General features: G+C 62.4%; 20 protein-coding genes and 1 riboswitch. Of the genes, 13 read left to right on the top strand and 7 right to left on the bottom strand.

What is annotated here, in order from left to right; translation table 11 throughout:
• Nucleotides 1-324 precede the first annotated feature (324 nt).
• Genes kdpF through FEZ59_RS01590 form a run of 6 tightly spaced genes read left to right on the top strand, consistent with a single transcriptional unit; the run spans nucleotide 325 to nucleotide 8,092 of the window.
• Nucleotides 325-423 (top strand): K(+)-transporting ATPase subunit F, encoded by a 99-nt coding sequence (gene kdpF, locus FEZ59_RS01615; RefSeq protein ID WP_007731078.1) that lies wholly within the window; start codon nucleotides 325-327, stop codon nucleotides 421-423.
• The gene (gene kdpA, locus FEZ59_RS01610) at nucleotides 423-2,108 is read left to right on the top strand and encodes a potassium-transporting ATPase subunit KdpA (RefSeq protein WP_021344681.1); all 1,686 of its coding nucleotides are present in this window, start codon (nucleotides 423-425) and stop codon (nucleotides 2,106-2,108) included. Before kdpF ends, kdpA begins: the two co-directional genes overlap by 1 nt.
• Nucleotides 2,105-4,210, top strand: coding sequence for a potassium-transporting ATPase subunit KdpB (gene kdpB, locus FEZ59_RS01605; protein ID WP_020908185.1), 2,106 nt, complete (start codon nucleotides 2,105-2,107; stop codon nucleotides 4,208-4,210). The genes kdpA and kdpB overlap by 4 nt, the downstream gene beginning before the upstream one ends.
• A gap of 6 nt (nucleotides 4,211-4,216) precedes the next feature.
• The gene (locus FEZ59_RS01600) at nucleotides 4,217-4,867 is read left to right on the top strand and encodes a potassium-transporting ATPase subunit C (RefSeq protein ID WP_019749013.1); all 651 of its coding nucleotides are present in this window, start codon (nucleotides 4,217-4,219) and stop codon (nucleotides 4,865-4,867) included.
• 7 nt (nucleotides 4,868-4,874) lie between these two features.
• Nucleotides 4,875-7,415: a sensor histidine kinase KdpD gene (locus FEZ59_RS01595; RefSeq protein WP_020908184.1), complete on the top strand. Its 2,541-nt coding sequence runs from the start codon at nucleotides 4,875-4,877 to the stop codon at nucleotides 7,413-7,415.
• Nucleotides 7,412-8,092, top strand: coding sequence for a response regulator (locus FEZ59_RS01590; RefSeq protein WP_019749011.1), 681 nt, complete (start codon nucleotides 7,412-7,414; stop codon nucleotides 8,090-8,092). Before FEZ59_RS01595 ends, FEZ59_RS01590 begins: the two co-directional genes overlap by 4 nt.
• Before the next feature lie 23 nt (nucleotides 8,093-8,115).
• Here the strand turns inward: FEZ59_RS01590 and FEZ59_RS01585 are convergent, their stop codons facing one another.
• Both FEZ59_RS01585 and FEZ59_RS01580 read right to left on the bottom strand, forming a co-directional pair.
• Nucleotides 8,116-9,096: a zinc-binding alcohol dehydrogenase family protein gene (locus tag FEZ59_RS01585; RefSeq protein ID WP_127159995.1), complete on the bottom strand. Its 981-nt coding sequence runs from the start codon at nucleotides 9,094-9,096 to the stop codon at nucleotides 8,116-8,118.
• A complete protein-coding gene (locus FEZ59_RS01580) occupies nucleotides 9,093-9,554 on the bottom strand; it encodes a MarR family transcriptional regulator (RefSeq protein WP_046378750.1) in 462 nt (153 codons plus the stop codon). The genes FEZ59_RS01585 and FEZ59_RS01580 overlap by 4 nt, the downstream gene beginning before the upstream one ends.
• A 121-nt stretch (nucleotides 9,555-9,675) precedes the next feature.
• On the opposite strand from FEZ59_RS01580, the gene dinB reads away from it, so the two are divergent.
• Nucleotides 9,676-10,974, top strand: a complete 1,299-nt coding sequence (gene dinB, locus FEZ59_RS01575) for a DNA polymerase IV (RefSeq protein ID WP_080910068.1) — start codon at nucleotides 9,676-9,678, stop codon at nucleotides 10,972-10,974.
• Here dinB and FEZ59_RS01570 read toward each other — a convergent pair.
• Together FEZ59_RS01570 and FEZ59_RS01565 are read right to left on the bottom strand one after the other, a co-directional pair.
• Nucleotides 10,971-12,251 carry an LLM class flavin-dependent oxidoreductase gene (locus FEZ59_RS01570; protein WP_019749007.1) on the bottom strand — a complete coding sequence of 427 codons (1,281 nt, stop codon included), beginning with the start codon at nucleotides 12,249-12,251 and terminating at the stop codon, nucleotides 10,971-10,973. The two genes, dinB and FEZ59_RS01570, sit on opposite strands and share 4 nt — an antisense overlap.
• Complete coding sequence (locus tag FEZ59_RS01565) at nucleotides 12,251-13,015, bottom strand: 3-oxoacyl-ACP reductase (protein WP_172932186.1); 765 nt, start codon at nucleotides 13,013-13,015, stop codon at nucleotides 12,251-12,253. Before FEZ59_RS01565 ends, FEZ59_RS01570 begins: the two co-directional genes overlap by 1 nt.
• A 17-nt stretch (nucleotides 13,016-13,032) precedes the next feature.
• Nucleotides 13,033-13,126: riboswitch (TPP riboswitch) on the bottom strand.
• A 138-nt stretch (nucleotides 13,127-13,264) separates the two neighbouring features.
• Between FEZ59_RS01565 and FEZ59_RS01560 the strand changes: the two genes are divergently transcribed.
• Nucleotides 13,265-13,705 (top strand): DoxX family protein, encoded by a 441-nt coding sequence (locus FEZ59_RS01560; RefSeq protein WP_060939209.1) that lies wholly within the window; start codon nucleotides 13,265-13,267, stop codon nucleotides 13,703-13,705.
• A 104-nt stretch (nucleotides 13,706-13,809) separates the two neighbouring features.
• The gene (locus FEZ59_RS01555; protein WP_019749004.1) at nucleotides 13,810-14,799 is read left to right on the top strand and encodes a diiron oxygenase; all 990 of its coding nucleotides are present in this window, start codon (nucleotides 13,810-13,812) and stop codon (nucleotides 14,797-14,799) included.
• Here the strand turns inward: FEZ59_RS01555 and FEZ59_RS01550 are convergent.
• Complete coding sequence (locus FEZ59_RS01550; protein ID WP_019749003.1) at nucleotides 14,796-15,545, bottom strand: TetR/AcrR family transcriptional regulator; 750 nt, start codon at nucleotides 15,543-15,545, stop codon at nucleotides 14,796-14,798. The two genes, FEZ59_RS01555 and FEZ59_RS01550, sit on opposite strands and share 4 nt — an antisense overlap.
• 96 nt (nucleotides 15,546-15,641) lie before the next feature.
• On the opposite strand from FEZ59_RS01550, the gene recO reads away from it, so the two are divergent.
• Genes recO through FEZ59_RS01535 form a run of 3 tightly spaced genes read left to right on the top strand, consistent with a single transcriptional unit; the run spans nucleotide 15,642 to nucleotide 17,651 of the window.
• The gene (gene recO, locus FEZ59_RS01545; protein ID WP_029255636.1) at nucleotides 15,642-16,457 is read left to right on the top strand and encodes a DNA repair protein RecO; all 816 of its coding nucleotides are present in this window, start codon (nucleotides 15,642-15,644) and stop codon (nucleotides 16,455-16,457) included.
• Entirely contained in the window at nucleotides 16,423-17,232 is an 810-nt protein-coding gene (locus FEZ59_RS01540) for an isoprenyl transferase (protein WP_029538323.1), read from the top strand. The genes recO and FEZ59_RS01540 overlap by 35 nt, the downstream gene beginning before the upstream one ends.
• Entirely contained in the window at nucleotides 17,229-17,651 is a 423-nt protein-coding gene (locus FEZ59_RS01535) for a YbjN domain-containing protein (RefSeq protein WP_003944449.1), read from the top strand. Before FEZ59_RS01540 ends, FEZ59_RS01535 begins: the two co-directional genes overlap by 4 nt.
• Before the next feature lie 5 nt (nucleotides 17,652-17,656).
• On the opposite strand, the gene FEZ59_RS01530 is transcribed toward FEZ59_RS01535, so the two are convergent.
• Both FEZ59_RS01530 and FEZ59_RS01525 read right to left on the bottom strand, forming a co-directional pair.
• Nucleotides 17,657-18,088 (bottom strand): Fur family transcriptional regulator, encoded by a 432-nt coding sequence (locus tag FEZ59_RS01530; protein ID WP_020908177.1) that lies wholly within the window; start codon nucleotides 18,086-18,088, stop codon nucleotides 17,657-17,659.
• 11 nt (nucleotides 18,089-18,099) lie between these two features.
• Entirely contained in the window at nucleotides 18,100-18,387 is a 288-nt protein-coding gene (locus tag FEZ59_RS01525) for a metalloregulator ArsR/SmtB family transcription factor (RefSeq protein ID WP_223257795.1), read from the bottom strand.
• Between the two features lie 294 nt (nucleotides 18,388-18,681).
• On the opposite strand from FEZ59_RS01525, the gene FEZ59_RS01520 reads away from it, so the two are divergent.
• The gene (locus FEZ59_RS01520; RefSeq protein WP_003944491.1) at nucleotides 18,682-20,073 is read left to right on the top strand and encodes a glycine--tRNA ligase; all 1,392 of its coding nucleotides are present in this window, start codon (nucleotides 18,682-18,684) and stop codon (nucleotides 20,071-20,073) included.
• The last annotated feature ends 48 nt before the right edge of the window (nucleotides 20,074-20,121 follow it).

Raw genomic sequence — 20,121 nt, 5'->3', positions numbered from 1 at the left:
TCCCTTCGCAAAACTGTTCGTTCGAACGAACAGTAACTTGTTTCAGTATTAGCGAACTTGGGTTCCGCGTCAAGATCGCGTCAAGACGCCAGGTCAGTGCGTAAGTGGATCGTCAGAGACACGGAATCGGCCTCTCTGGAGGTCGAAGCTGAGAGAGCGCATCCGGTCGAGGGCGACCGAGCGTCATGGCTGCGATGCACAGCAGCACGGCAAAAGATTTCGAAGAGGGAAGCTCATGGCCGATCTGGCCTACGTTGCTCTGATTCTCGGTGGTTTTCTCGTGTGCGCGCTGGTGCTGCGCGCCCTACAGGCGAGCGCTCCCAAATGACGGTTGCCGGTGTGGTCAGCGTGGTTCTGATCGCCGTCGCCGCGGCATTGGTCATTTATCTGCTCGTTGCACTCGTAGATCCTGAGAGGTTCTGATGTCGCCCGCTCTTGCAGCCGGCCTGCAGATCGCTTTTGTCCTCGCCGTTCTGGCAATTGCCTACGTTCCGGTGGGCGACTACATGGCACGCGTTTACACGTCGACGCGAGATCTGCGGGTCGAGAGTGTGATCTACCGCGTCGGCCGGATCGACTCGCGGGCCGAGCAGACGTGGTACGGCTACGCCGCAAGCGTTCTCGGATTCTCGTTGGCGAGCGCATTGTTCTTGTACTTTCTCCAACGGATTCAGGGTGTACTACCGCTGAGTGACGGACTGTCCGGCGTCAGCCCTGCCGTTGCCTTCAACACCGCGATTTCCTTTGTGGCGAACACGAACTGGCAGTCGTACACACCGGAAACGACGATGAGCAACTTCGTTCAGCCCGTCGGCCTGGCGGTGCAGAACTTCGTCTCTGCCGCAGTCGGGATGGCGGTGGCCATCGCATTGGTTCGTGGCTTCATTCGGGTTGCCCGGGGCGGCGAGATCGGCAACTTCTGGGTCGATCTGACGCGTGGTTCTCTGCGCATCCTCCTCCCGTTCTCCTTCGTGATCGCCCTGATCCTGTTGAGCCAGGGAGTGATTCAGTCGTTCCACAACGGTTTCGCCTCCACCGGCCTCGACGGCAATGCGGTGACCAATGCACTAGCTCCCGTCGCGTCCCAGGAAGCGATCAAGGAACTCGGCACGAACGGCGGCGGGATCTTGGCTGCCAACTCGGCGCACCCGTTCGAGAACCCCACCCCGCTGAGCAATATCGTCGAGATTCTGGCGATCCTGTTGATTCCGGTCTGCCTCACACGAACATTCGGAACTCTCGTCGGTGATCGTAGGCAAGGCCTCACCCTGCTCGCAGTGATGGGAATCCTGTGGAGCGGACTGCTCGCGGTGACGCTCGCTGCCGAATCCGGCGCACGCGGTGTTGCCGCCACAGCAGCTGGTTCGATGATGGAGGGCAAGGAAGTTCGCTTCGGAATCCCCGGATCGGCATTGTTCGCGGTGGCGACCACGGGAACGTCGACGGGTGCGGTGAACTCGGCCCACGACAGCATGTCGCCCCTCGGCGGCGGCGCGGTCCTGCTCAACATGTTGCTCGGCGAAATCGCGCCGGGCGGAGTCGGAACCGGCCTCTACGGGATTCTTGTGCTGGCGCTGATCGCAGTGTTCGTCGGCGGACTGTTGGTCGGTCGCACGCCCGAATACCTCGGCAAGAAGCTGGGTCGACGCGAGATAACCCTTGCGGCGCTGTCGATCCTGGTCATGCCCGCACTGGTCCTGATCGGTACCGCCATCACCGTGATCCTCGGTTCGACCACCGGTTATCAAGGCAACGGGGGAGATCCGGGCACGCCGGGATCGATCCACGGGTTCAGCGAGGTGCTCTATGCCTTCGCTTCCGCCTCGAACAACAACGGCAGCGCGTTCGGCGGTCTGACCGTCACCAGCGACTGGTTCCAGTCGTCCCTCGGAACCTGCATGCTCCTAGGCCGATTCCTGCCGATCATCTTCGTTCTCGCTCTGGCCGGTGCGCTGGCCTCTCAGAAGAAGGTGGCGCCGACGGCCGGCACCCTCCCCACATCCGGTCCGATGTTCACCGGCCTGTTGACCGGAACCGTCGTTCTTGTTGCTGCACTTACATTCTTCCCGGCCCTCGCGCTGGGCCCGCTAGCGGAGGCTCTTCAATGACCGTGCGTATCAGTGAGAAACCCGTGGTAGCGCAAGACGCTGCCGACAAGGTTGATCCAGGGCAGTCCCGTCAAGTACACGCAGGCGTATTCAACCCGCGGCAGATGATCACCGCGTTGCCGGGGGCCGTACGCAAACTCGACCCACGCCACTTGGCGCGTAACCCGGTCATGTTCGTGGTGTTCGTCGGCTCCGTCATCACCACCGTCATGGCGATCGCCGATCCCTCGGTGTTCTCCTGGGTGATCACCCTGTGGCTCTGGTTCACGGTGATCTTCGCGAACCTCGCCGAATCCGTGGCCGAAGGGCGAGGCAAGGCTCAGGCGGCCAGCCTGCGCAAGGTCAAGCAGGACACCACAGCGCATCGGATCACGATGAGCGGTGCGATCGAATCGGTTTCCGGCACCGAACTGGTGGTCGGCGACCGGGTGATCGTGGTTGCCGGCGAGGTCATCCCCGGCGACGGCGACGTGGTCGAAGGTATTGCCTCCGTGGACGAATCGGCGATCACCGGTGAATCCGCCCCGGTAGTCCGTGAATCCGGTGGCGACCGCTGCGCCGTCACCGGTGGTACGACGGTTCTCTCCGACCGGATCGTCGTGGAAATCACCGCAGCACCGGGCAGTTCGTTCGTGGACCGGATGATCGCGCTCGTCGAAGGCGCCTCGCGTCAGAAGACACCCAACGAGATTGCGCTCAACATCCTGCTCGCGTCGTTGACGGTCATCTTCCTCCTCGCCGTCGTAGCCATCGGCCCGATGGGCTTGTACGCGGGGCACGAGCAGGATCCGATCAAGCTGATCGCACTCCTCGTCTGCCTGATCCCGACGACCATCGGAGCGCTGCTCTCGGCAATCGGTATCGCGGGCATGGACCGCCTCGTCCAGCGCAACGTTCTCGCGATGTCGGGGCGTGCCGTGGAAGCTGCGGGCGACATCGACACCCTGTTGATGGACAAGACCGGAACCATCACCTTCGGCAACCGCCGGGCGACCGCGCTCCACCCGGCACCCGGCGTATCCGCCGACGATCTTGCTGCGGCAGCGCGCTTGTCGAGCCTGGCTGACGGAACTCCCGAGGGACGGAGCATCGTCGAGTTGTGCGCAGCAGAGTTCTCTCTCGCGGCCGAACCGACGCTCGACGAGGAACGCGCCGAGTTCGTTCCCTTCACGGCACAAACGCGGATGAGCGGACTCGACCACTCCGGACGCCAAATCCGAAAGGGTGCAGCAGACGCGGTGATGCACTGGGTCGTCAGTGGCGGTGGACATGCAGAGACCGCGGTGACTGATACCGTGAACGACATCGCCCAAGCCGGCGGAACACCACTGGTAGTTGCCGTCAAGCACGGTGAGAGCACCTCGATCCTCGGCGTGATCGCGTTGTCCGACGTCGTCAAGCCGGGAATGGCTGACAGGTTCGCCGAACTCCGGGCGATGGGTATTCGCACGATCATGATCACCGGCGACAATCCGTTGACCGCGAAGGCGATTGCCGATGAGGCGGGCGTCGACGACTTCATGGCGGAGGCCACCCCGGAAGACAAACTGGCCCTGATCCGGAAGGAGCAGGAAGGCGGACGTCTCGTCGCGATGACCGGTGACGGGACCAATGATGCGCCCGCCCTTGCCCAGGCGGATGTCGGGGTCGCGATGAACACGGGAACCTCGGCAGCCAAAGAGGCCGGGAACATGGTCGATCTCGATTCCGATCCCACCAAGCTGATCGAGGTAGTGGAAATCGGCAAGCAATTGCTGATCACCCGCGGCGCCTTGACCACATTCTCGTTGGCGAACGACCTGGCGAAGTACTTCGCAATCCTGCCGGCATTGTTCAGCGGCATCTACCCGCAGCTGGACGCGTTGAACATCATGCGGCTCGCCACCCCCGAATCGGCGATCGTCTCAGCCGTGATCTTCAACGCCTTGGTGATCATCGGGTTGATTCCGTTGGCGCTCAAGGGTGTTCGATACCGCCCGTCGACAGCATCGCAGTTGCTCGGACGTAACCTGCTCGTCTACGGTCTCGGCGGTGTGATCACACCGTTCGTCGGTATTTGGTTGATCGATCTCGTCGTGCGTTTGATTCCTGGAATTGGGTGACCTGACATGCGTTTCACTATCGGTTTTGCCAAACAGGTGTGGGCGGGTTTGCTCGTATTACTTGCACTCACGGTCGTTCTCGGTGTGATCTATCCCGCCGCGGTGTGGGGGGTCAGCCGGATCAGCTCCGGATCTGCCGAAGGCTCACCGGTCACTGATGCCGCCGGTTGCGTGGTCGGCAGTGCCTGGGTGGGTGTTGATCCGCAGGTTGCCGAAGGGCAGCAGGACCCGTTCTTCCACAACCGCGTTGTCGGATCCGTTTCGGACGAGGATCCTTTTGCCACCGGTGATCCCGCTGCGGCACTGCCGTCCAACCAGGGGCCGAGCAGCGAGATTCTGGCCGGATTCATCATCGAGCGCCGGGCGGCCATCGCGGCACGTGAGGGCGTCGACCCGGCATCGGTTCCCGTCGACGCAGTCACCGGTTCGGGCTCGGGTATCGATCCCCACATCAGTCCGGCGTACGCCGAACTGCAGGTCGCGAGGGTGGCGGCGAACAACGGCATCTCGGAAGACCAGGTGCGGGACTTGGTGGCTGAGCACACCGACGGTCGGCAACTCGGATTTCTCGGAGCCGAGCGAGTCAACGTCCTGGAATTGAACCTGGCACTCGGATTGACGGCACCTACGTGTGCTGCGCCGACGACTGGTGGATGATTGTCACGTGAGTTCTTCGGAGAAGGTCGGTCAATCTTTCGGTAGGGCACGCAAACGTGGTGAATTGCGTATCTACCTCGGCGCTGCCCCCGGCGTCGGAAAGACCTTCGCGATGCTCGGTGAGGCTCATCGACGTCGAGATCGTGGCTGTGACGTGGTCGCGGCCGTTGTGGAGACACACGGCCGCGCCCGCACGGCGGCGCAGATCGGTGACCTCGAGATCATTCCGCCGAAGCTGGTGGACTATCGCGGAACACGGATGCCGGAACTGGACGTCGAGGCCGTGTTGGCTCGGCGGCCGGCCCTTGTCCTCGTGGACGAGTTGGCACACACCAACACTCCGGGGAGTAAGAATCACAAGCGCTGGCAGGACGTGCAGGAACTGCTCGAAGCCGGGATCGACGTCCTGTCCACGGTCAACGTGCAACACCTCGAAAGCCTCAACGACGTTGTCGCGCACATCACCGGCGTGGTTCAGCAGGAGACGGTTCCGGACGCGATAGTGCGTAGTGCGGCGCAGGTCGAGCTGGTCGACATCACTCCGGAGGCGCTGCGCCGCAGACTTTCTCACGGCAACGTGTATTCGCCGGAGCGTGTCGATGCGGCATTGGGTAACTACTTCAGACGCGGAAACCTCACGGCGCTACGCGAACTGGCTCTGCTGTGGGTGGCCGATCAGGTGGACGCCGCCCTGGCGAAGTACCGGGCCGAGAACAAGATCACCGATACCTGGGAGGCGCGCGAGCGTGTCGTCGTTGCCGTGACCGGGGGACCGGAGTCGGAAACGCTGGTACGACGCGCATCCCGTATCGCGTCGAAATCGAGTGCCGAGCTGATGGTGGTCCACGTCGTGCGCGGTGACGGACTCACCGGCGTCTCGGCTCCGGAGATGGGCAAGGTGCGCGCGTTGGCCGTCGGGGTCGGCGCCACGCTTCACACCGTTGTCGGTGACGACGTACCGTCGACGCTTCTCGAATTCGCCCGCGAGGAGAACGCCACACAGTTGGTTCTGGGAACGTCTCGACGTTCTCGGCTGGCGCGCATCCTCGACGAGGGGATCGGCGCCGCGGTGGTTCAGCAGTCCGGCGGCATCGACGTTCACATGGTCACCCATGAGGAAACGACCGTCCGTCGGCGGATCTCGTTGTTCGGCCGATCCGAGTACCGCTTGCTGTCGTGGATTGCGGCAGTGGTGGTTCCGACGGCCGCAGCCGGACTCATGGGTCTGATCGACCGGATCTCCGGCGTGCAGGGCGAAAATGCGTTGTTCTTCGTGGTGGTGGTTCTGGTCGCGCTGCTCGGTGGTGTCGGGCCGGCAATGCTGTCTGCTCTGTTATCGGGACTGCTGCTCAATTACTTCTTCACCGACCCGAGGTACAGCTTCACGATCGCCGAACCCGACAACTTCATCACGACGGTGGTGCTGCTGATAGTGGCTGTGGCAGTGGCCGTTCTGGTGGACGCTGCCGCCAAAAAAGCTCGGGAAGCGAAGCGCGCTTCGGAGGAAGCGGAACTTCTGACACTGTTTGCGGGGTCGGTTCTCCGCGGTGCTGACCTGTCCACGCTGCTCGAGAAAGCTCGTGAAATCTACCGTCAACGTGGGGTTTCGGTGGTGCATCATGAGGATGGCGTAGTCGCGGCCGTGGGTGCAGAACCGCCGGCACGTGAAGCTGACGCGGATTCCGTATGCGAGGTAAACGACGGCGAATACGCACTGATGCTGTCGGGGCCGGAGTTGAGTGCGCGTGATCGTCGGGTGTTGACCGTTGTCGCGCACCAGGCGGTCGGCATGATCCGTCAGGACAAGCTCACGGTCGAAGCGAGCAAGGCGGCTGCATTGACCGAGGCTGATCAACTGCGCCGAGCATTGCTTTCGGCTGTGAGCCATGACCTTCGGACACCGCTTGCCGGCGTGAAGGCTGCTGTGTCGAGCTTGCGCAGCGACGACATCGAGTTCTCACCTGAGGACACGGCAGAACTACTGGCCACCATCGAGGAGTCTGCGGATCAGTTGACCGCGCTGGTCGGCAACCTTCTTGATTCGTCCAGACTGGCTGCGGGAGTGGTCAAGCCGACGTTGCGGGCGGTGTACCTCGACGAAGTTGTTCACCGGGCGTTGCTTGGATTAGGCATCGGCGGCCGGTCGGACTCCCGGTCCCACAGTGTGATCGTCGACGTGGGTACTGTTGCCGTGCAGGCCGATCAGGGTTTGCTCGAGAGAGTGATCGCCAACCTCGTCGACAACGCATTGCGGTACGGCGGCACAACACCGGTGCGAGTGGGAGCAGCACGCGTCGGAGACCGCACCGTCATCACCGTCGCAGATACCGGCCCCGGTGTACCCCGTGGTGAAGCCGAATCGATGTTCGAGCCGTTTCAGCGAATGGGGGATCGCGACAACACGGGCGGAGTGGGCCTCGGGCTGTCCGTGGTGCGCGGATTTGTCGACGCGATGGGCGGAACGGTCAGTGCCACCGACACTCCGGGCGGTGGGTTGACGATGATGGTCGAACTGGCCGGTGCAGGAACGAATGGAAGCGAGTCATGAGCCGGATACTGGTTGTCGACGACGAACCGCAGATCTTGCGGGCACTACGCATCAACCTCACTGTGCGTGGATATGACGTGGTGACGGCGTCCACCGGAGCAGGGGCCTTGCGCGCTGCAGCGGAACGGCCGCCGGACGTGGTGATTCTCGATCTCGGACTGCCGGACATGGACGGCACCGAAGTACTTGCAGGCCTGCGTGGCTGGTGCACGGCGCCGGTCATCGTGCTGTCGGCGCGCACGGACTCCGCGGACAAGGTCGAGGCCCTCGATGCCGGTGCCGACGATTACGTCACCAAGCCCTTCGGGATGGACGAGTTTCTGGCCCGCGTGCGCGCAGCGGCGAGGCGTGGAACCTCGGCGGCCGACACCTCGGAACCGTCGGTCGAGACCGCGTCGTTCACGGTGGACTTGGCTGCCAAAACGGTGAGTCGGCGCGGTGAACAGGTGCACCTGACTCCGACCGAGTGGGGCATGCTCGAGATGCTTGTGCGCAACCGCGGAAAGCTGGTCGGGCAGAAGGAATTGCTTCGGGAGGTGTGGGGACCGGCTTACGACACCGAGACTCACTATCTGCGTGTCTACCTGGCTCAACTTCGTCGCAAGCTCGAGGACGACCCGGCCAACCCCAAGCATCTGATCACCGAGGCGGGGATGGGTTATCGATTCGTGGTGTGAGAAACCAGGTGTGAGAAACCAGGTCAGATCATCACCACCAATTTGCCACGAGCCGTACCGGCTTCCATCTTGGCATGCGCTTGCGCGATGTCCTCGAATGCGAACACCTCGTCGATCGGTACCACCGCCTCGCCTGACGCCACAGCGGAGAGGAAGTCTTGCAGTACGTCGGCAGGCAGGTCGGACGCGTCCCCGCCGTACGAGGTCAATCGCACTCCGCGTGGAATGTAGTCGATCGGATAGAAGTCCTTGACTGTCCACTCGTTGGACAACATGCCCGTGAAACACACGGTCCCGTGAACGCGAGTGGCGCGCAACGTGTCGGGAAGTGTTGGTGTTCCGACTAATTCGAGAGCCAGATCAACACCGTCCGGGAAAATGTCTCGCACCTGGCCTGCCACGGCACCGTCGTCGAGGACAACGTGGTCGACCCCTATCGCGGTCAACGATGACGTCTTGCTCGCATCGCGGGTGGTCGCAAGGACCGTGAGCCCCCACTGCTTCGCCAGGACTGCGGTTGCCATGCCGACCGAGGAGGTTCCGCCTCGAATCAGTAGGGATTGACCGGATTTCGCATCCAGTCCCACCGTCAGCGAGCCGTACGACGTCTGCAGCATCTCGGGAACAGCTCCCACTGTCGACCAGTCCAGTTTGCTGGAGAAGGGAACGACCTGGCTGACGGGAACGCACGTGTACTCGGCATATCCGCCGTCGAAGACCCGACCCATCCCGCCCATCATGGCGGCGACCTGCTGCCCTTCGGTCAACTCCCCGCCGGGGCAGTTCACCACTTCGCCGACGGCCTCGATGCCCAGCACCCGCGGGAACGTCACGCCTTCGGCGAGGCCGAGGCGGGTGTGAAGTTCGGATCGATTGAGGCCGAAGGCCTTCACGCGGACCAGTACCCAGCCGGTGGTAGGCGCCGGTATGGGAATCTCCTTGATCGTCAATGCTTCTGGCGGGCCGGGGGCGTCGAGCACGATTGCGCGCATTGTGTCGGTCATGCTTTCTCCTTGGTGATGAGTGTCAGTCGACGGTTGGCTTCGCGCAGCGTGGCCAGTGTGGCGCCGAACCGATCGAGAGCCTCGGGCGTCAGCACGGAACCGAGACGGCGTGCCAGTTCGTCGTCGAACGTGGACTTCGCCCGCTGCAAGAGGCCAATGCCGTCGGGGGTCAACGCGATGAGTGAGGATCGTTTGTCGGCGGGATTGGATTGTCGACGGCAGTGCCCCGAGGACTCGATCCGATCTACCAATTTGCTCGTGCCACCGACGGTGATCGCGAGGGCTTCGGCAATGTCGAAGACCCGACAGGAACCTAGCCTGTCGATGATCTGCATCGGCTCGAATCGACTCAGTGGCAGGTCGTGCTCGATTCGTAGTCGCTGGTCGACGGCCGTCCACAGTTCGGTTTCGAAGCGGACGAGGTTGTCGAAGTGACCGCTCAGGTCCGACCCCGTCATGAGCAGACCCCGAACCGATATGCATTCCGTGGAATCATTCTTTCACCGTACGCCCGATTCGTGATCAATTCCATGGAATCTATTTGCGGCCTTTCGTTGTGTCGGTGGCGCATGGGAACATATGTTCGTGTCGCATGAACCGCTGGATCGAGAAACGCCAGGTAATCACCCTGGCGGTGCTCGTTCTGGCGGTAATCATTCTGGGGGTAGTCGACCTACGGGTGACGCAACGATCCTCCATGCAGACCTCGATTCGTTCTACGCATCGGTCGAGCAACGTGACGACCCGACTCTGGCGGGCAGGCCGGTCATCGTCGGTGGTGGCGTGGTCCTGGCGGCAAGCTACGAGGCCAAGGCGTTCGGGGTTCGAACTGCGATGAGTGGTGGTCAGGCTCGATCACTGTGTCCCCAGGCGATCGTCGTTCCCCCGCGAATGTCGGCGTACTCGCAGGCGAGCAAAGACGTGTTCGACGTCTTTCACGACACGTCGCCGCTGGTCGAAGGAATCTCCATAGACGAGGCCTTTCTCGAGGTCGGCGGGCTCGCCAAAATCGTGGGAAACCCGCTGCAGATCGGGGCCAACCTCAGGCGCGACGTGGCCGAGCAGGTCGGACTCCCGATCACGGTCGGGATCGCACGCACCAAGTTCCTGGCCAAGGTCGCGAGTGCATTCGCGAAACCCGACGGATTGCTGCGAGTGCCGCCGGAGGGCGAGACCGAATTCCTGCATCCGTTGCCGGTCGAGAAGCTGTGGGGCGTCGGCAAGATCACGGCCCAGAAGTTGCGAAACTTCGACATCGTGACGGTGGGTGACATCGCTCGGCACGACGAATCCTCGATCGTCTCGATTCTCGGGGGCGGCGCCGGTCGCCATCTCTACGCGCTCTCGCACAATCGAGATCCGCGCCCCGTCCGCGCCTATCGTGGCCGCAGTTCGATGGGTGCTCAGCATGCGCTTGGTCGCGGATCCCATTCCCGCGCAGAACTCGATGCGTCGTTGATGTCCCTTGTCGATCGTGTCAGTCGACGCATGCGTTCGGCGCAGCGGACGGGGCGCACGGTCACGCTCCGGCTTCGCTTCGCGGATTTCACGCGGGCAACTCGATCTCACACGCTGCGCCGGTCCACCGCCGACACAGCGGAATTGCTGAACGCCTCGATGGTGCTGCTGGACGAAGCGATACCGATGATCGCGGACAAGGGCATCACGTTGATCGGTGTCGCTGTCTCCAACCTGGATCGGGACGGCGCCGAACAACTCGAATTGCCCTTCGACGGTCCAGGATTCGCGGGTCCGGACACTGCCGCCCTCGACTCGGCGATGGACAGCGTCCGGAAGAAGTTCGGCTCGGCGGCTCTCACGAGGGGAGTGCTCCTGGGACGCGATCCGGACCTGTCGGTGCCGCTACTGCCGGACTAGGTGAGGTTTTCTCTCAGAGTCGCTCCCTCGTATTCGCGTCGGAACAACCCACGCGCCTGCAACACTGGAATCACGTGATCGACAAAATCTTCCAGGCCCTGCGGATAGGTCGGCGGCATCAGATTGAAACCGTCGGCACCGCGGCCGTTCAACCAGGATTCCATCTCGTCGGCAATCGACTCCGGTGTGCCGATCATCGTTGCGTGGCCACCACCCGCAGCGAGCGTCCCGAGGAGTTCCCGCACAGTCGGTGCGTCCTTCTCGACGATCCGCAGAATAGTTGCGTAGCGTCCTTGCGGCCCGCTGAATGCTTCGAGTGGAGGCAACGGGGGTACGGGCCCGTCGAGATCCCAGTCCTCGCAATCCTGTCCGGTGAACAACGAGAGTTGGCGTATCGACTGTTCGGTGGGCAGCAGGCGATCAAGTTCGGCCTTCTTGGCCCGTGCCTCGGCGACAGTACTTCCGACGTAGGTGACCAGCCCCGGCATGACGGCGACCGAGTTCGAATCCCGGCCGGCGCGCTCGATTCTCGACTTCACGTCCGCGTAGTAGCTCTGCGCGCTGGGTAGGTCGTAGGCAACCGAATAGATCGCCTCGGCGCGCTGCGCAGCCAGATCGCGACCCTGCTCGGACGCCCCGGCCTGAAACAAAACCGGTCTGCCCTGCGGGGATCGAGGAACCGTCAACGGGCCGTCGACACGAAAATGCTTGCCGTCGTGATCGATGCGAGAAATCTTGCCTGCGTCGGCAAAACGTCCCGCCCGGTCAAGGATCAGCGCGTCTTCCGACCACGAATCCCACAATGCGAGGGCCACTTCGACAAATTCGTCGGCTCGTTCATATCGGGATGCGTGATCGGGCATCGCCTCGAGTCCGTGGTTGCGCGCTTCCTGGTCGAACATCGAGGTCACGACGTTCCATCCGGCTCGTCCGCCGCTGATGTGGTCGAGCGATGCCAAAAGTCGTGCCGCGTGGAATGGCGTGTAAAAGGTCGTGGAGATGGTGGTGACCAGGCCGACGTTCGCCGTCGCTCGTGCCATGGCTGTCAACGCGGTGATCGGTTCGAGAAACCACGACGCACCAGACTCGGGTTCTCGAACACTGTGACCGTCAGCGAAGAAAACGGCGTCCAGCTTGCCGCGTTCGGCGATCTGGGCGAGCGACTCGTAATACGTGATGTCACCGAGACTTTCGACCGGTGAGTCGCGGTGTCGCCACGCCGCACTGTGATGCCCGCAACCGAGCAGGAACGCACCTATCCGTAGCTGTGCGCCCATCAGTTCTTGACGAGTCCGCCGTCGACAACCAGGTTCTGGCCGGTCACGGCCCGCGACCATGGGGAGGCGAAAAAGAGTGCAGCGTCGGCAAATTCGTCCGGCGTCGTGACTCGGCGCAGGGGAGTGCTTGCCGCGATCATGTCGAACACGGCTTCCGGTGTCGCGGCACTCGCATCGGTGGTGCGGAGCAAGCCGCCGGAGACCATGTTGACTGTGATCCCGTCCGGACCGAGGTCGGCGGACAGCGTCCGTGTCAGTGCCAACAGTGCGGCCTTGGCAGCGGTGTAGTCGTGGTAAGGAACTACCGGATTCTGGACCAGATTGGTTCCGACAGTGATGATTCGGCCGAAGTCGAGTTCGCGCATGCCTGGTAGCGCTGCCTGGGTGGTATTGAGTGTTCCGGCAACAGCTCCGCGTAGTTGAGAGTCGAAGTCGGCCCAGGTGATCGTGTCCGCGTTCGGCCGGGCATCGCCGTTGAACGAGAAGTCGACCAGTGCATTGTCGACCACGGTCGAGATCGGTGTGTCGAATCTCTCGCGTGCAGCGGAGAACAACTGGTCGACGGAACTGCTGTCCGTCACGTCCGCCTGGACTGCGAAGGTGCGATCCTCACCCAGTTCGGCGACCAGGGCCTCGGCGGCATCGCGGCTCTTGTTGTAGTTCACGATTACGCGGGCGCCCGAGTGGGAGAATGCTCGGCTCAGTGCGGCGCCGAGCCCGCGGGCGCCACCGGTGATCAGAACGATCTGCTCGTCGAGGTTCAATGCGCGCTGAAATTGCTGTTCGGTCACGTCGACATCCCTCCGCCAGTGCTAACTGGTCAGGTTCATCGGGTCTGATCTCAGCCGACTTTTTCGGCACCCCGTGTCACCGTCCATCAGACCACGTGAGGTGAATCGTCCTGAACGCCGGGTGCGTAGTAACGGCCGGCGCGATGAGTTTTCGATCGCTCGGGAGTCGTAATTGCAAGCGAAGTGGCAACCGGCCGCTCGCCTTCGCCCCAGGAGATTCCGATGACCACCCAGCCCGTCCACAACGAAACTGTTTCCGGTAACGCCACGACGACGACACCTTCGGCCACGGCTCGCAAGGTCGGATTTGTCCTGAGTGGGCTGTTCGTCGTTTTCATGCTCTTCGACGGCATCATCCACATTCTCAACCTTCAGACCGTCAAGGATGCCTCCGCCGAACTTGGGTTGCCGGACTCGCTGGCATTGACGGCTGGGGTGGTGCAACTGATCTGCCTTGCGCTGTACGTGATTCCGCGAACGTCGATACTCGGCGCGATTCTGCTCACCGGTTACCTGGGCGGAGCCGTGTTGACCAACCTTCGAGCGGAACAGCCTCTGCTGAGCACGACACTGTTTGCCGTCTATACCGGAATCGTCATGTGGGCGGGTCTGTATCTCCGAGACGAGAAGGTTCGCGAGATCATCCCGGTGCGGCGGGCCTGAAATCAGGCCCCAGAAGGGGTTGCGTGGGACGCGGTGTCCCATTATGTTTGACCTCATTCAAGTCCGTCGACTCCAATCGACGGACTGGCCGTGAGGAGACACCGATGGCTCGGTCAGCGTCGATCGAAGTGGAAAAGCCGTACCGCCAGGTACTGCAGACTTTGTCCGAGGGCTCAGTTGCCCGCAGTTTCGATCCCTATCTCGACATCGACTGGGATTCACCAGAGTTCGCGATCGATCCGCATGATCCGAGGTGGGTGCTCTCATCCGTGTCGGATCCGCTCGGAGCGACGCAGTGGTACCAGGACCAGTCGTTGGAGCGTCGAATCGCCATGGGAATGTGGCGTCAGGCGAATGTGACCAAGGTGGGTTCGGCATTCGAGAGCATCTTGATCCGGGGAATGCTGCAATACATCATGGCGCTACCCAACCAGTCGCCTGAGTTCCGGTACTGCCTGCATGAGATGACCGAAGAGTGCAATCACATCCAGATGTTCCAAGAACTCGTCAATCGTATGGACATCGACGTACCGGGTATGCGTCCGATGTTCCGGCGGCTGTCGCCGATCATCGGAGTGCTGGGAGCAAAGTTCCCGGTCATCTTCTTCATCGGCATTCTGGCTGGTGAAGAACCGATCGACCACTTCCAGAAGGATCTCATCCGCGAGGGTAAGGACACGCCGCCGGCGATGCTCCGCACCATGGAGATTCACATCGCCGAAGAAGCGAGACACATCTCGTTTGCTCACGAGTTCCTGCGCAATCACGTCCCCAGACTCAGTCGTACGAGTCGCGCCATCACATCGGTCGCCTTCCCCGGCACGATGCGTTGGCTTGCGGGCGAAATAATGTCACCGCCAAAGGAATTCGCCGAAGAATTCGGAATCCCGGACGAGGTGATGAAGAGCGCCTTCTGGGGGAGCCCACATTCACGCCGCATCCTGGGTAACTACTTCGGTGAAATGCGAGCCCTGGCAGACGAACTCGGATTGATGAATCCGGTGTCGAAGCGTGCGTGGCGAAAGCTGCGCATCGACGGCGACTACGCCCGCTACCGCGGCGAGCCGAAGCGTTCCGACAAGACCCGGATCTAGTCCGGCCGCGAAGTTCCTCCGTCGGAGGACACCAGCTCGGCTATGAGCGTGGACAATTCGACATGGGGATCGATCTGTAGCCCGCTCGAGCGGGCTACGCCGTCGAACATGTACCAGGTGTATTTCGCGAGGTCGGCGACGATCTCTTCGCGGCTCGGTTTCGGATCGGTGCTTCGGACCCAGTGGGTGAGCGTGCCCTCGACCATTGTCACCACTGCGAACGGTAGTGAATCGAAGGGTGAGGAGTCGATCCCCACGGATCGACCGACTTCGGTGATAGTGGTGAGGGCCGAGTCGGCGATTGTCGCCTTCAGGCTGCTGATCGCGTCGATGCTCTCGTCGTCGTAGTCGGTGGGGCCGGTACCCATGAACTCGTGAATCCGTGGATGCTCGGTGATCCACTCGGCGACGGCGCTGATGGTTCGGGTCAGGATCTGGTCGAGAGTGCCTACCGAAATGCTCATCGACGCATCCAGGGCCGCCGCAAATTGGCCGAGCACAAACGCTCGGACTCGTCGATCGAGGTCGTCTCGGCCGCTGAATTGTCGGTACACCACCGACTTGGCGAGGCCTGCACGGTCGGCGATCTGCTGGACGGACACCTCGGCACCTGCCGCGCGCTCTTCGATCAGTTCGACAGCCGAGGTGAGTATCCGTTTCTGACGCTCGGAGTTGTGTCGCTCCCACCGCGCTTCGCGACCGGTCAACTCTGCAGTGACAGGTTGCGCAATTGCGTCGCTCGGCATCGGGCCAGTCTATCCGGACGGACCCGCCGTATTTCCGACTTGTCATCGGGCGCGGCATCGGGATCGGTCGTCGGTACAACGTGGGACACTGGTCGAGTGAGGTTGTATCGAGACACGGCGGTGGTGCTGCGCCTGCACAAACTGGGCGAAGCCGACCACATCGTCACGTTGCTCACCCGTCAGTTCGGGTTGGTACGTGCCGTGGCCAAAGGTGTCCGCCGGACCACCTCCAAATTCGGTGCCAGACTCGAACCGTTTGCTCACATCGACGTGCAACTACTTCCGGGCAAGAATCTCGACATCATCACTCAGGTGCAGACGGTCGATGCCTTCGCCACTGACATCGTCGACGACTACAGCCGGTACACCACGGCCTGCGCCGTACTCGAAACTGCCGAGCGGTTGGCCGGCGAGGAACGCGCGCCGGCCCCGCAGCTCCAGCGATTGACGGTGGGAGCACTGCGTGCGATCGCCGAGCAGGCGCGGCCGGTCGAGTTCGTGCTCGACGCGTTCTTGTTGCGAGCCATGGGGTACGCGGGTTGGGCGCCTGCCCTCGAAGAGTGCGCCCGCTGCAGCGCTCCGGGACCGCACCGTGCATTTCATGTCGCCGCAGGCGGAGCCGTCTGTACCTACTGCCGCCCGGCGGGTGCTGCGACGCCGTCGCCCGGAGTGCTCGACTTGATGGAAGCCCTGCTCCGAGGGGAGTGGGAGGGCACCGATTCGGCGCCCGCGACGCTGCGGACGCAAGCCAGCGGACTGGTCGCGGCACACCTGCAGTGGCATCTCGAGCGTCAATTGCGGACGTTGCCGCTGATCGAGCGTTCGAGGCCGCATGCAGCCGTCGAGGTCGACTTGCCCGTGAGGCAGGATGGAACCCGTGATTCGACGACGCGAACCGCGAACTCCGCTTGATCCTGCTGCTGAACGGGTGATCCGGCCACCGGACCCACATCCGTCCGGGGCGACCCCGCCGATCCTGCAAACCGAACTCATCCCGCGCCACGTCGCGTTGGTGATGGACGGCAACGGACGGTGGGCGCAGGAGCGCGGTCTGCCGCGAACCGCCGGGCACGAACGCGGTGAAGCTGTCCTGATGGATACCGTCTGCGGTTGCATCGAGATGGGTGTCGAGTGGCTCTCCGCCTACGCCTTCTCCACCGAGAACTGGAAGCGCAGTCCCGACGAGGTTCGATTCCTGATGGGCTTCAACCGTGACGTCATCCGCCGCCGACGCGACGAGATGAACGAAATGGGTGTGCGTGTTCGCTGGGCCGGTCGTAAGCCGCGCCTGTGGGCCAGTGTGATCAAGGAACTCGAGATCGCCGAAGAACTGACCAAGAACAACACAGTCATGAACTTGACCATGTGTGTGAATTACGGCGGGCGGGCCGAAATTGCCGATGCGGTAAAGGAAATCGCGAAGCGTGTCGCGGCCGGTGAGATCAATCCGGACAAGATCACCGAGGCGACGGTTGCCAAGTACCTCGACGAACCCGACATGCCCGACGTCGATCTCTTCCTGCGTCCGTCGGGGGAACAGCGGACGTCCAATTTCTTGATCTGGCAATCCGCCTACGCCGAAATGGTGTACCAGGAGAAGCTGTTTCCCGATTTCGACCGCCGCGATCTCTGGGCCGCCTGCGTCGAATACGCCTCACGCGACCGTAGATTCGGTGGCGTCAAATGACAGGGGAGAACATGACCGACACCACCGACGAAGCATCCCGCCTACAAGAACGCGCGGCCGCCTCGCTGGCGCATTTCGTGACGGTCGATGTGGCTGCGGACGGCTCGCTTGGTTTCCAGTACTCCGGCGCGCTGTGCTCGATCCAGGCGATGAATTTGTCCGAGGGTCTGGACGTGCTGTCCATGACGTGTGTCCTCGCGTGGGACCGACCGGTCAGCGCGGCACTGCATCGCAAGGTGGCCGAGCGGAACCGGACCATTCAATTCGGTTCGATCGCGGTATTCGGCCACGGCAGTCTGGCGGACGTGATCCTGCGATACACGTTCCCGGCGGCCGGACTGGACGACGAAGCACTGACCACGATGTTGCTACTCGCGCTGACCGGCGCCGATACCGCGCGTCAGGGTTTGATTCCCTGACGCTGTCAGCTGGCGGCGCAGTCGCGGCAGGTGCCGAAGATCTCGACGGTGTGACTCACTTCGGTGAAACCGTTGTCCTCGGCGATGGTCTGTGACCACTGCTCGACCGTCGGGCCCTCGACCTCGACGGTGAATCCGCAGTTGCGGCACACCAGGTGATGGTGGTGTCCGGAGGAGCAGCGTCGGTAGACGGACTCACCTGTGTCGGTGCGCAGGACGTCGATGGTTCCGGCGTCGGACAGTGCCTGCAGCGTGCGGTAGACGGTGGTCAGGCCGATCCCTTCACCGCGCTTGCGCAGTTCGTCGTGCAGTTCCTGTGCCGACTTGAATTCGTCGATGTCGTCGAGCAGGGCGGAGATGGCGCTGCGCTGTTTCGTGGAACGAACGCCGACGGTGGCCGGTCCACGTTTCGAGGTCGTACTGCCCGGGGTGTTCATGCGGTGGAATCTCATCCTTCTTCGGCGTGGGCGACAGCGTCGACGACGATGTGTGCGAGGTGATCGTCGACGAGTCGATAGAGAACTTCTCGTCCGTTGCGTTCGCCGCGGACGACGCCCGCTGCTTTGAGAACGCGCAAATGCTGGCTGATGAGTGGCTGAGTGACGCCGAGAGCGCCGACGAGTTCGTGAACGCAACGCTCCGACTCGTGGAGCTGAAGCACGATCGCGATGCGAACGGGTGCAGCCAGCGCCCGCAGAATTTCGCCGGCGGCCGCCAAAGTTTCCTTGGGCGGCACGGGCGCGGGGGGTGCGGCTTCGAACGGGTCGTGCGTGTGTCCGAGGTCGGAATGATCATGGCTTTTGTGGAGATCGCCGGTATCCGCAATGCTCACAGCGAGGCTCCTTCGAGGGGTAGATCATGATGTCCGGGCATAGCCATCTCACCACATTATTGCAAATCACTTTCATTTTGATATGCACAAGTATGCATGTCAACCTTGGACGGAAGTGCGTGGCAGCCGCCAGATAGGCTGATGGTGCGAAAAGCGCACGAAAATCATGCATCTATTACCCAGATGGAGAGCAATCGAGTGGCACCCAAGTCCAAGATCGAAGCCGTTGTCAATCTCGCCAAGCGGCGAGGCCTGGTCTACCCGTGCGGTGAGATCTACGGCGGTACCAAGTCCGCATGGGACTACGGCCCATTGGGTGTCGAGCTCAAGGAGAACATCAAGCGTCAGTGGTGGCGCAACATGGTCACCAGCCGCGAGGACGTCGTCGGCCTCGACTCCTCGGTGATCCTGCCCCGCGAGGTGTGGGTCGCATCCGGTCACGTCGGTGTCTTCAACGACCCGCTCGTCGAGTGCCTCAACTGTCACAAGCGTCACCGTCAGGATCACCTGCAGGAGGCGTACGCGGAGAAGAAGAAGCTCGACAACCCGGACGACGTCTCGATGGATGTCATCGGTTGCCCCGATTGCGGCACCGTCGGCCAGTGGACCGAGCCGCGCGACTTCAACATGATGCTCAAGACGTACCTCGGCCCTGTCGAGAGCGAAGAGGGCATGCACTACCTGCGCCCCGAGACCGCACAGGGCATCTTCGTGAACTTCGCCAACGTGCTGACCACCTCGCGTAAGAAGCCGCCGTTCGGCATCGGTCAGATCGGCAAGAGCTTCCGTAACGAGATCACCCCGGGCAACTTCATCTTCCGCACCCGCGAGTTCGAGCAGATGGAGATGGAATTCTTCGTCAAGCCGGGCGAGGACGAGCAGTGGCATCAGTACTGGATCGACTACCGCCTGGACTGGTACACCGGCCTCGGCATCAACAAGGACAACCTGCGGCTGTACGAGCATGCGCCGGAAAAGCTTTCGCACTACTCGAAGGGCACGACCGACATCGAGTACCGCTTCCACTTCCAGGGCAGCGAATGGGGCGAGCTCGAAGGTATCGCGAACCGTACCGACTTCGATCTCTCGACGCACTCCAAGCACTCGGGCACCGAGCTGAACTACTACGACCAGACGACGGGTGAGCGGTACACCCCGTACGTCATCGAGCCGGCGGCAGGTCTCACGCGTTCGCTGATGGCCTTCCTGGTCGACGCGTACACCGAGGACGAGGCACCCAACTCCAAGGGCGGCGTCGACAAGCGCACGGTGCTGCGACTGGATCGTCGACTCGCTCCCGTCAAGGCCGCAGTGCTGCCGCTCTCGCGCAATGCGGATCTGACGCCGAAGGCAAAAGATCTTGCGGCGCAGTTGCGTCAGAACTGGAACGTCGAGTTCGACGACGCCGGTGCCATCGGTCGTCGTTACCGTCGCCAGGACGAGATCGGCACACCGTTCTGCATCACGGTCGACTTCGACACTCTCGAAGATCAGGCTGTGACGGTGCGTGAGCGTGACTCCATGGCGCAGGAACGCGTCGCCCTCGATCAGGTGGAAAGCTACCTGGCTGCGCGGCTGATCGGTTCCTGATTCGTTCGAAGCTGACGGGCGGTTCTTCTCATTCGAGAAGGACCGCCC

This window comes from Rhodococcus sp. MS13 (assembly GCF_013277835.1).
GTDB classification, from domain to species: domain Bacteria; phylum Actinomycetota; class Actinomycetes; order Mycobacteriales; family Mycobacteriaceae; genus Rhodococcus_F; species Rhodococcus_F erythropolis.
Note: the sequence above shows the minus strand (reverse complement) of the source record. Positions and strands in the feature narration are given on the sequence as shown.

Bases quoted from the DNA above. Each gene is read 5' to 3' on its own strand.
- FEZ59_RS01555 (WP_019749004.1), top strand. From the start codon at position 13,810: ATGGCTCGGTCAGCGTCGATCGAAGTGGAAAAGCCGTACCGCCAGGTA.
- FEZ59_RS01570 (WP_019749007.1), bottom strand. From the start codon at position 12,251: ATGGGCGCACAGCTACGGATAGGTGCGTTCCTGCTCGGTTGCGGGCAT.
- FEZ59_RS01560 (WP_060939209.1), top strand. From the start codon at position 13,265: ATGACCACCCAGCCCGTCCACAACGAAACTGTTTCCGGTAACGCCACG.
- kdpF (WP_007731078.1), top strand. From the start codon at position 325: ATGACGGTTGCCGGTGTGGTCAGCGTGGTTCTGATCGCCGTCGCCGCG.
- kdpA (WP_021344681.1), top strand. From the start codon at position 423: ATGTCGCCCGCTCTTGCAGCCGGCCTGCAGATCGCTTTTGTCCTCGCC.
- FEZ59_RS01600 (WP_019749013.1), top strand. From the start codon at position 4,217: ATGCGTTTCACTATCGGTTTTGCCAAACAGGTGTGGGCGGGTTTGCTC.
- FEZ59_RS01550 (WP_019749003.1), bottom strand. From the start codon at position 15,545: ATGCCGAGCGACGCAATTGCGCAACCTGTCACTGCAGAGTTGACCGGT.
- FEZ59_RS01585 (WP_127159995.1), bottom strand. From the start codon at position 9,096: ATGACCGACACAATGCGCGCAATCGTGCTCGACGCCCCCGGCCCGCCA.
- FEZ59_RS01535 (WP_003944449.1), top strand. From the start codon at position 17,229: ATGACAGGGGAGAACATGACCGACACCACCGACGAAGCATCCCGCCTA.
- FEZ59_RS01530 (WP_020908177.1), bottom strand. From the start codon at position 18,088: ATGAACACCCCGGGCAGTACGACCTCGAAACGTGGACCGGCCACCGTC.
- kdpB (WP_020908185.1), top strand. From the start codon at position 2,105: ATGACCGTGCGTATCAGTGAGAAACCCGTGGTAGCGCAAGACGCTGCC.
- FEZ59_RS01580 (WP_046378750.1), bottom strand. From the start codon at position 9,554: ATGACGGGGTCGGACCTGAGCGGTCACTTCGACAACCTCGTCCGCTTC.
- dinB (WP_080910068.1), top strand. From the start codon at position 9,676: ATGTTCGTGTCGCATGAACCGCTGGATCGAGAAACGCCAGGTAATCAC.
- FEZ59_RS01590 (WP_019749011.1), top strand. From the start codon at position 7,412: ATGAGCCGGATACTGGTTGTCGACGACGAACCGCAGATCTTGCGGGCA.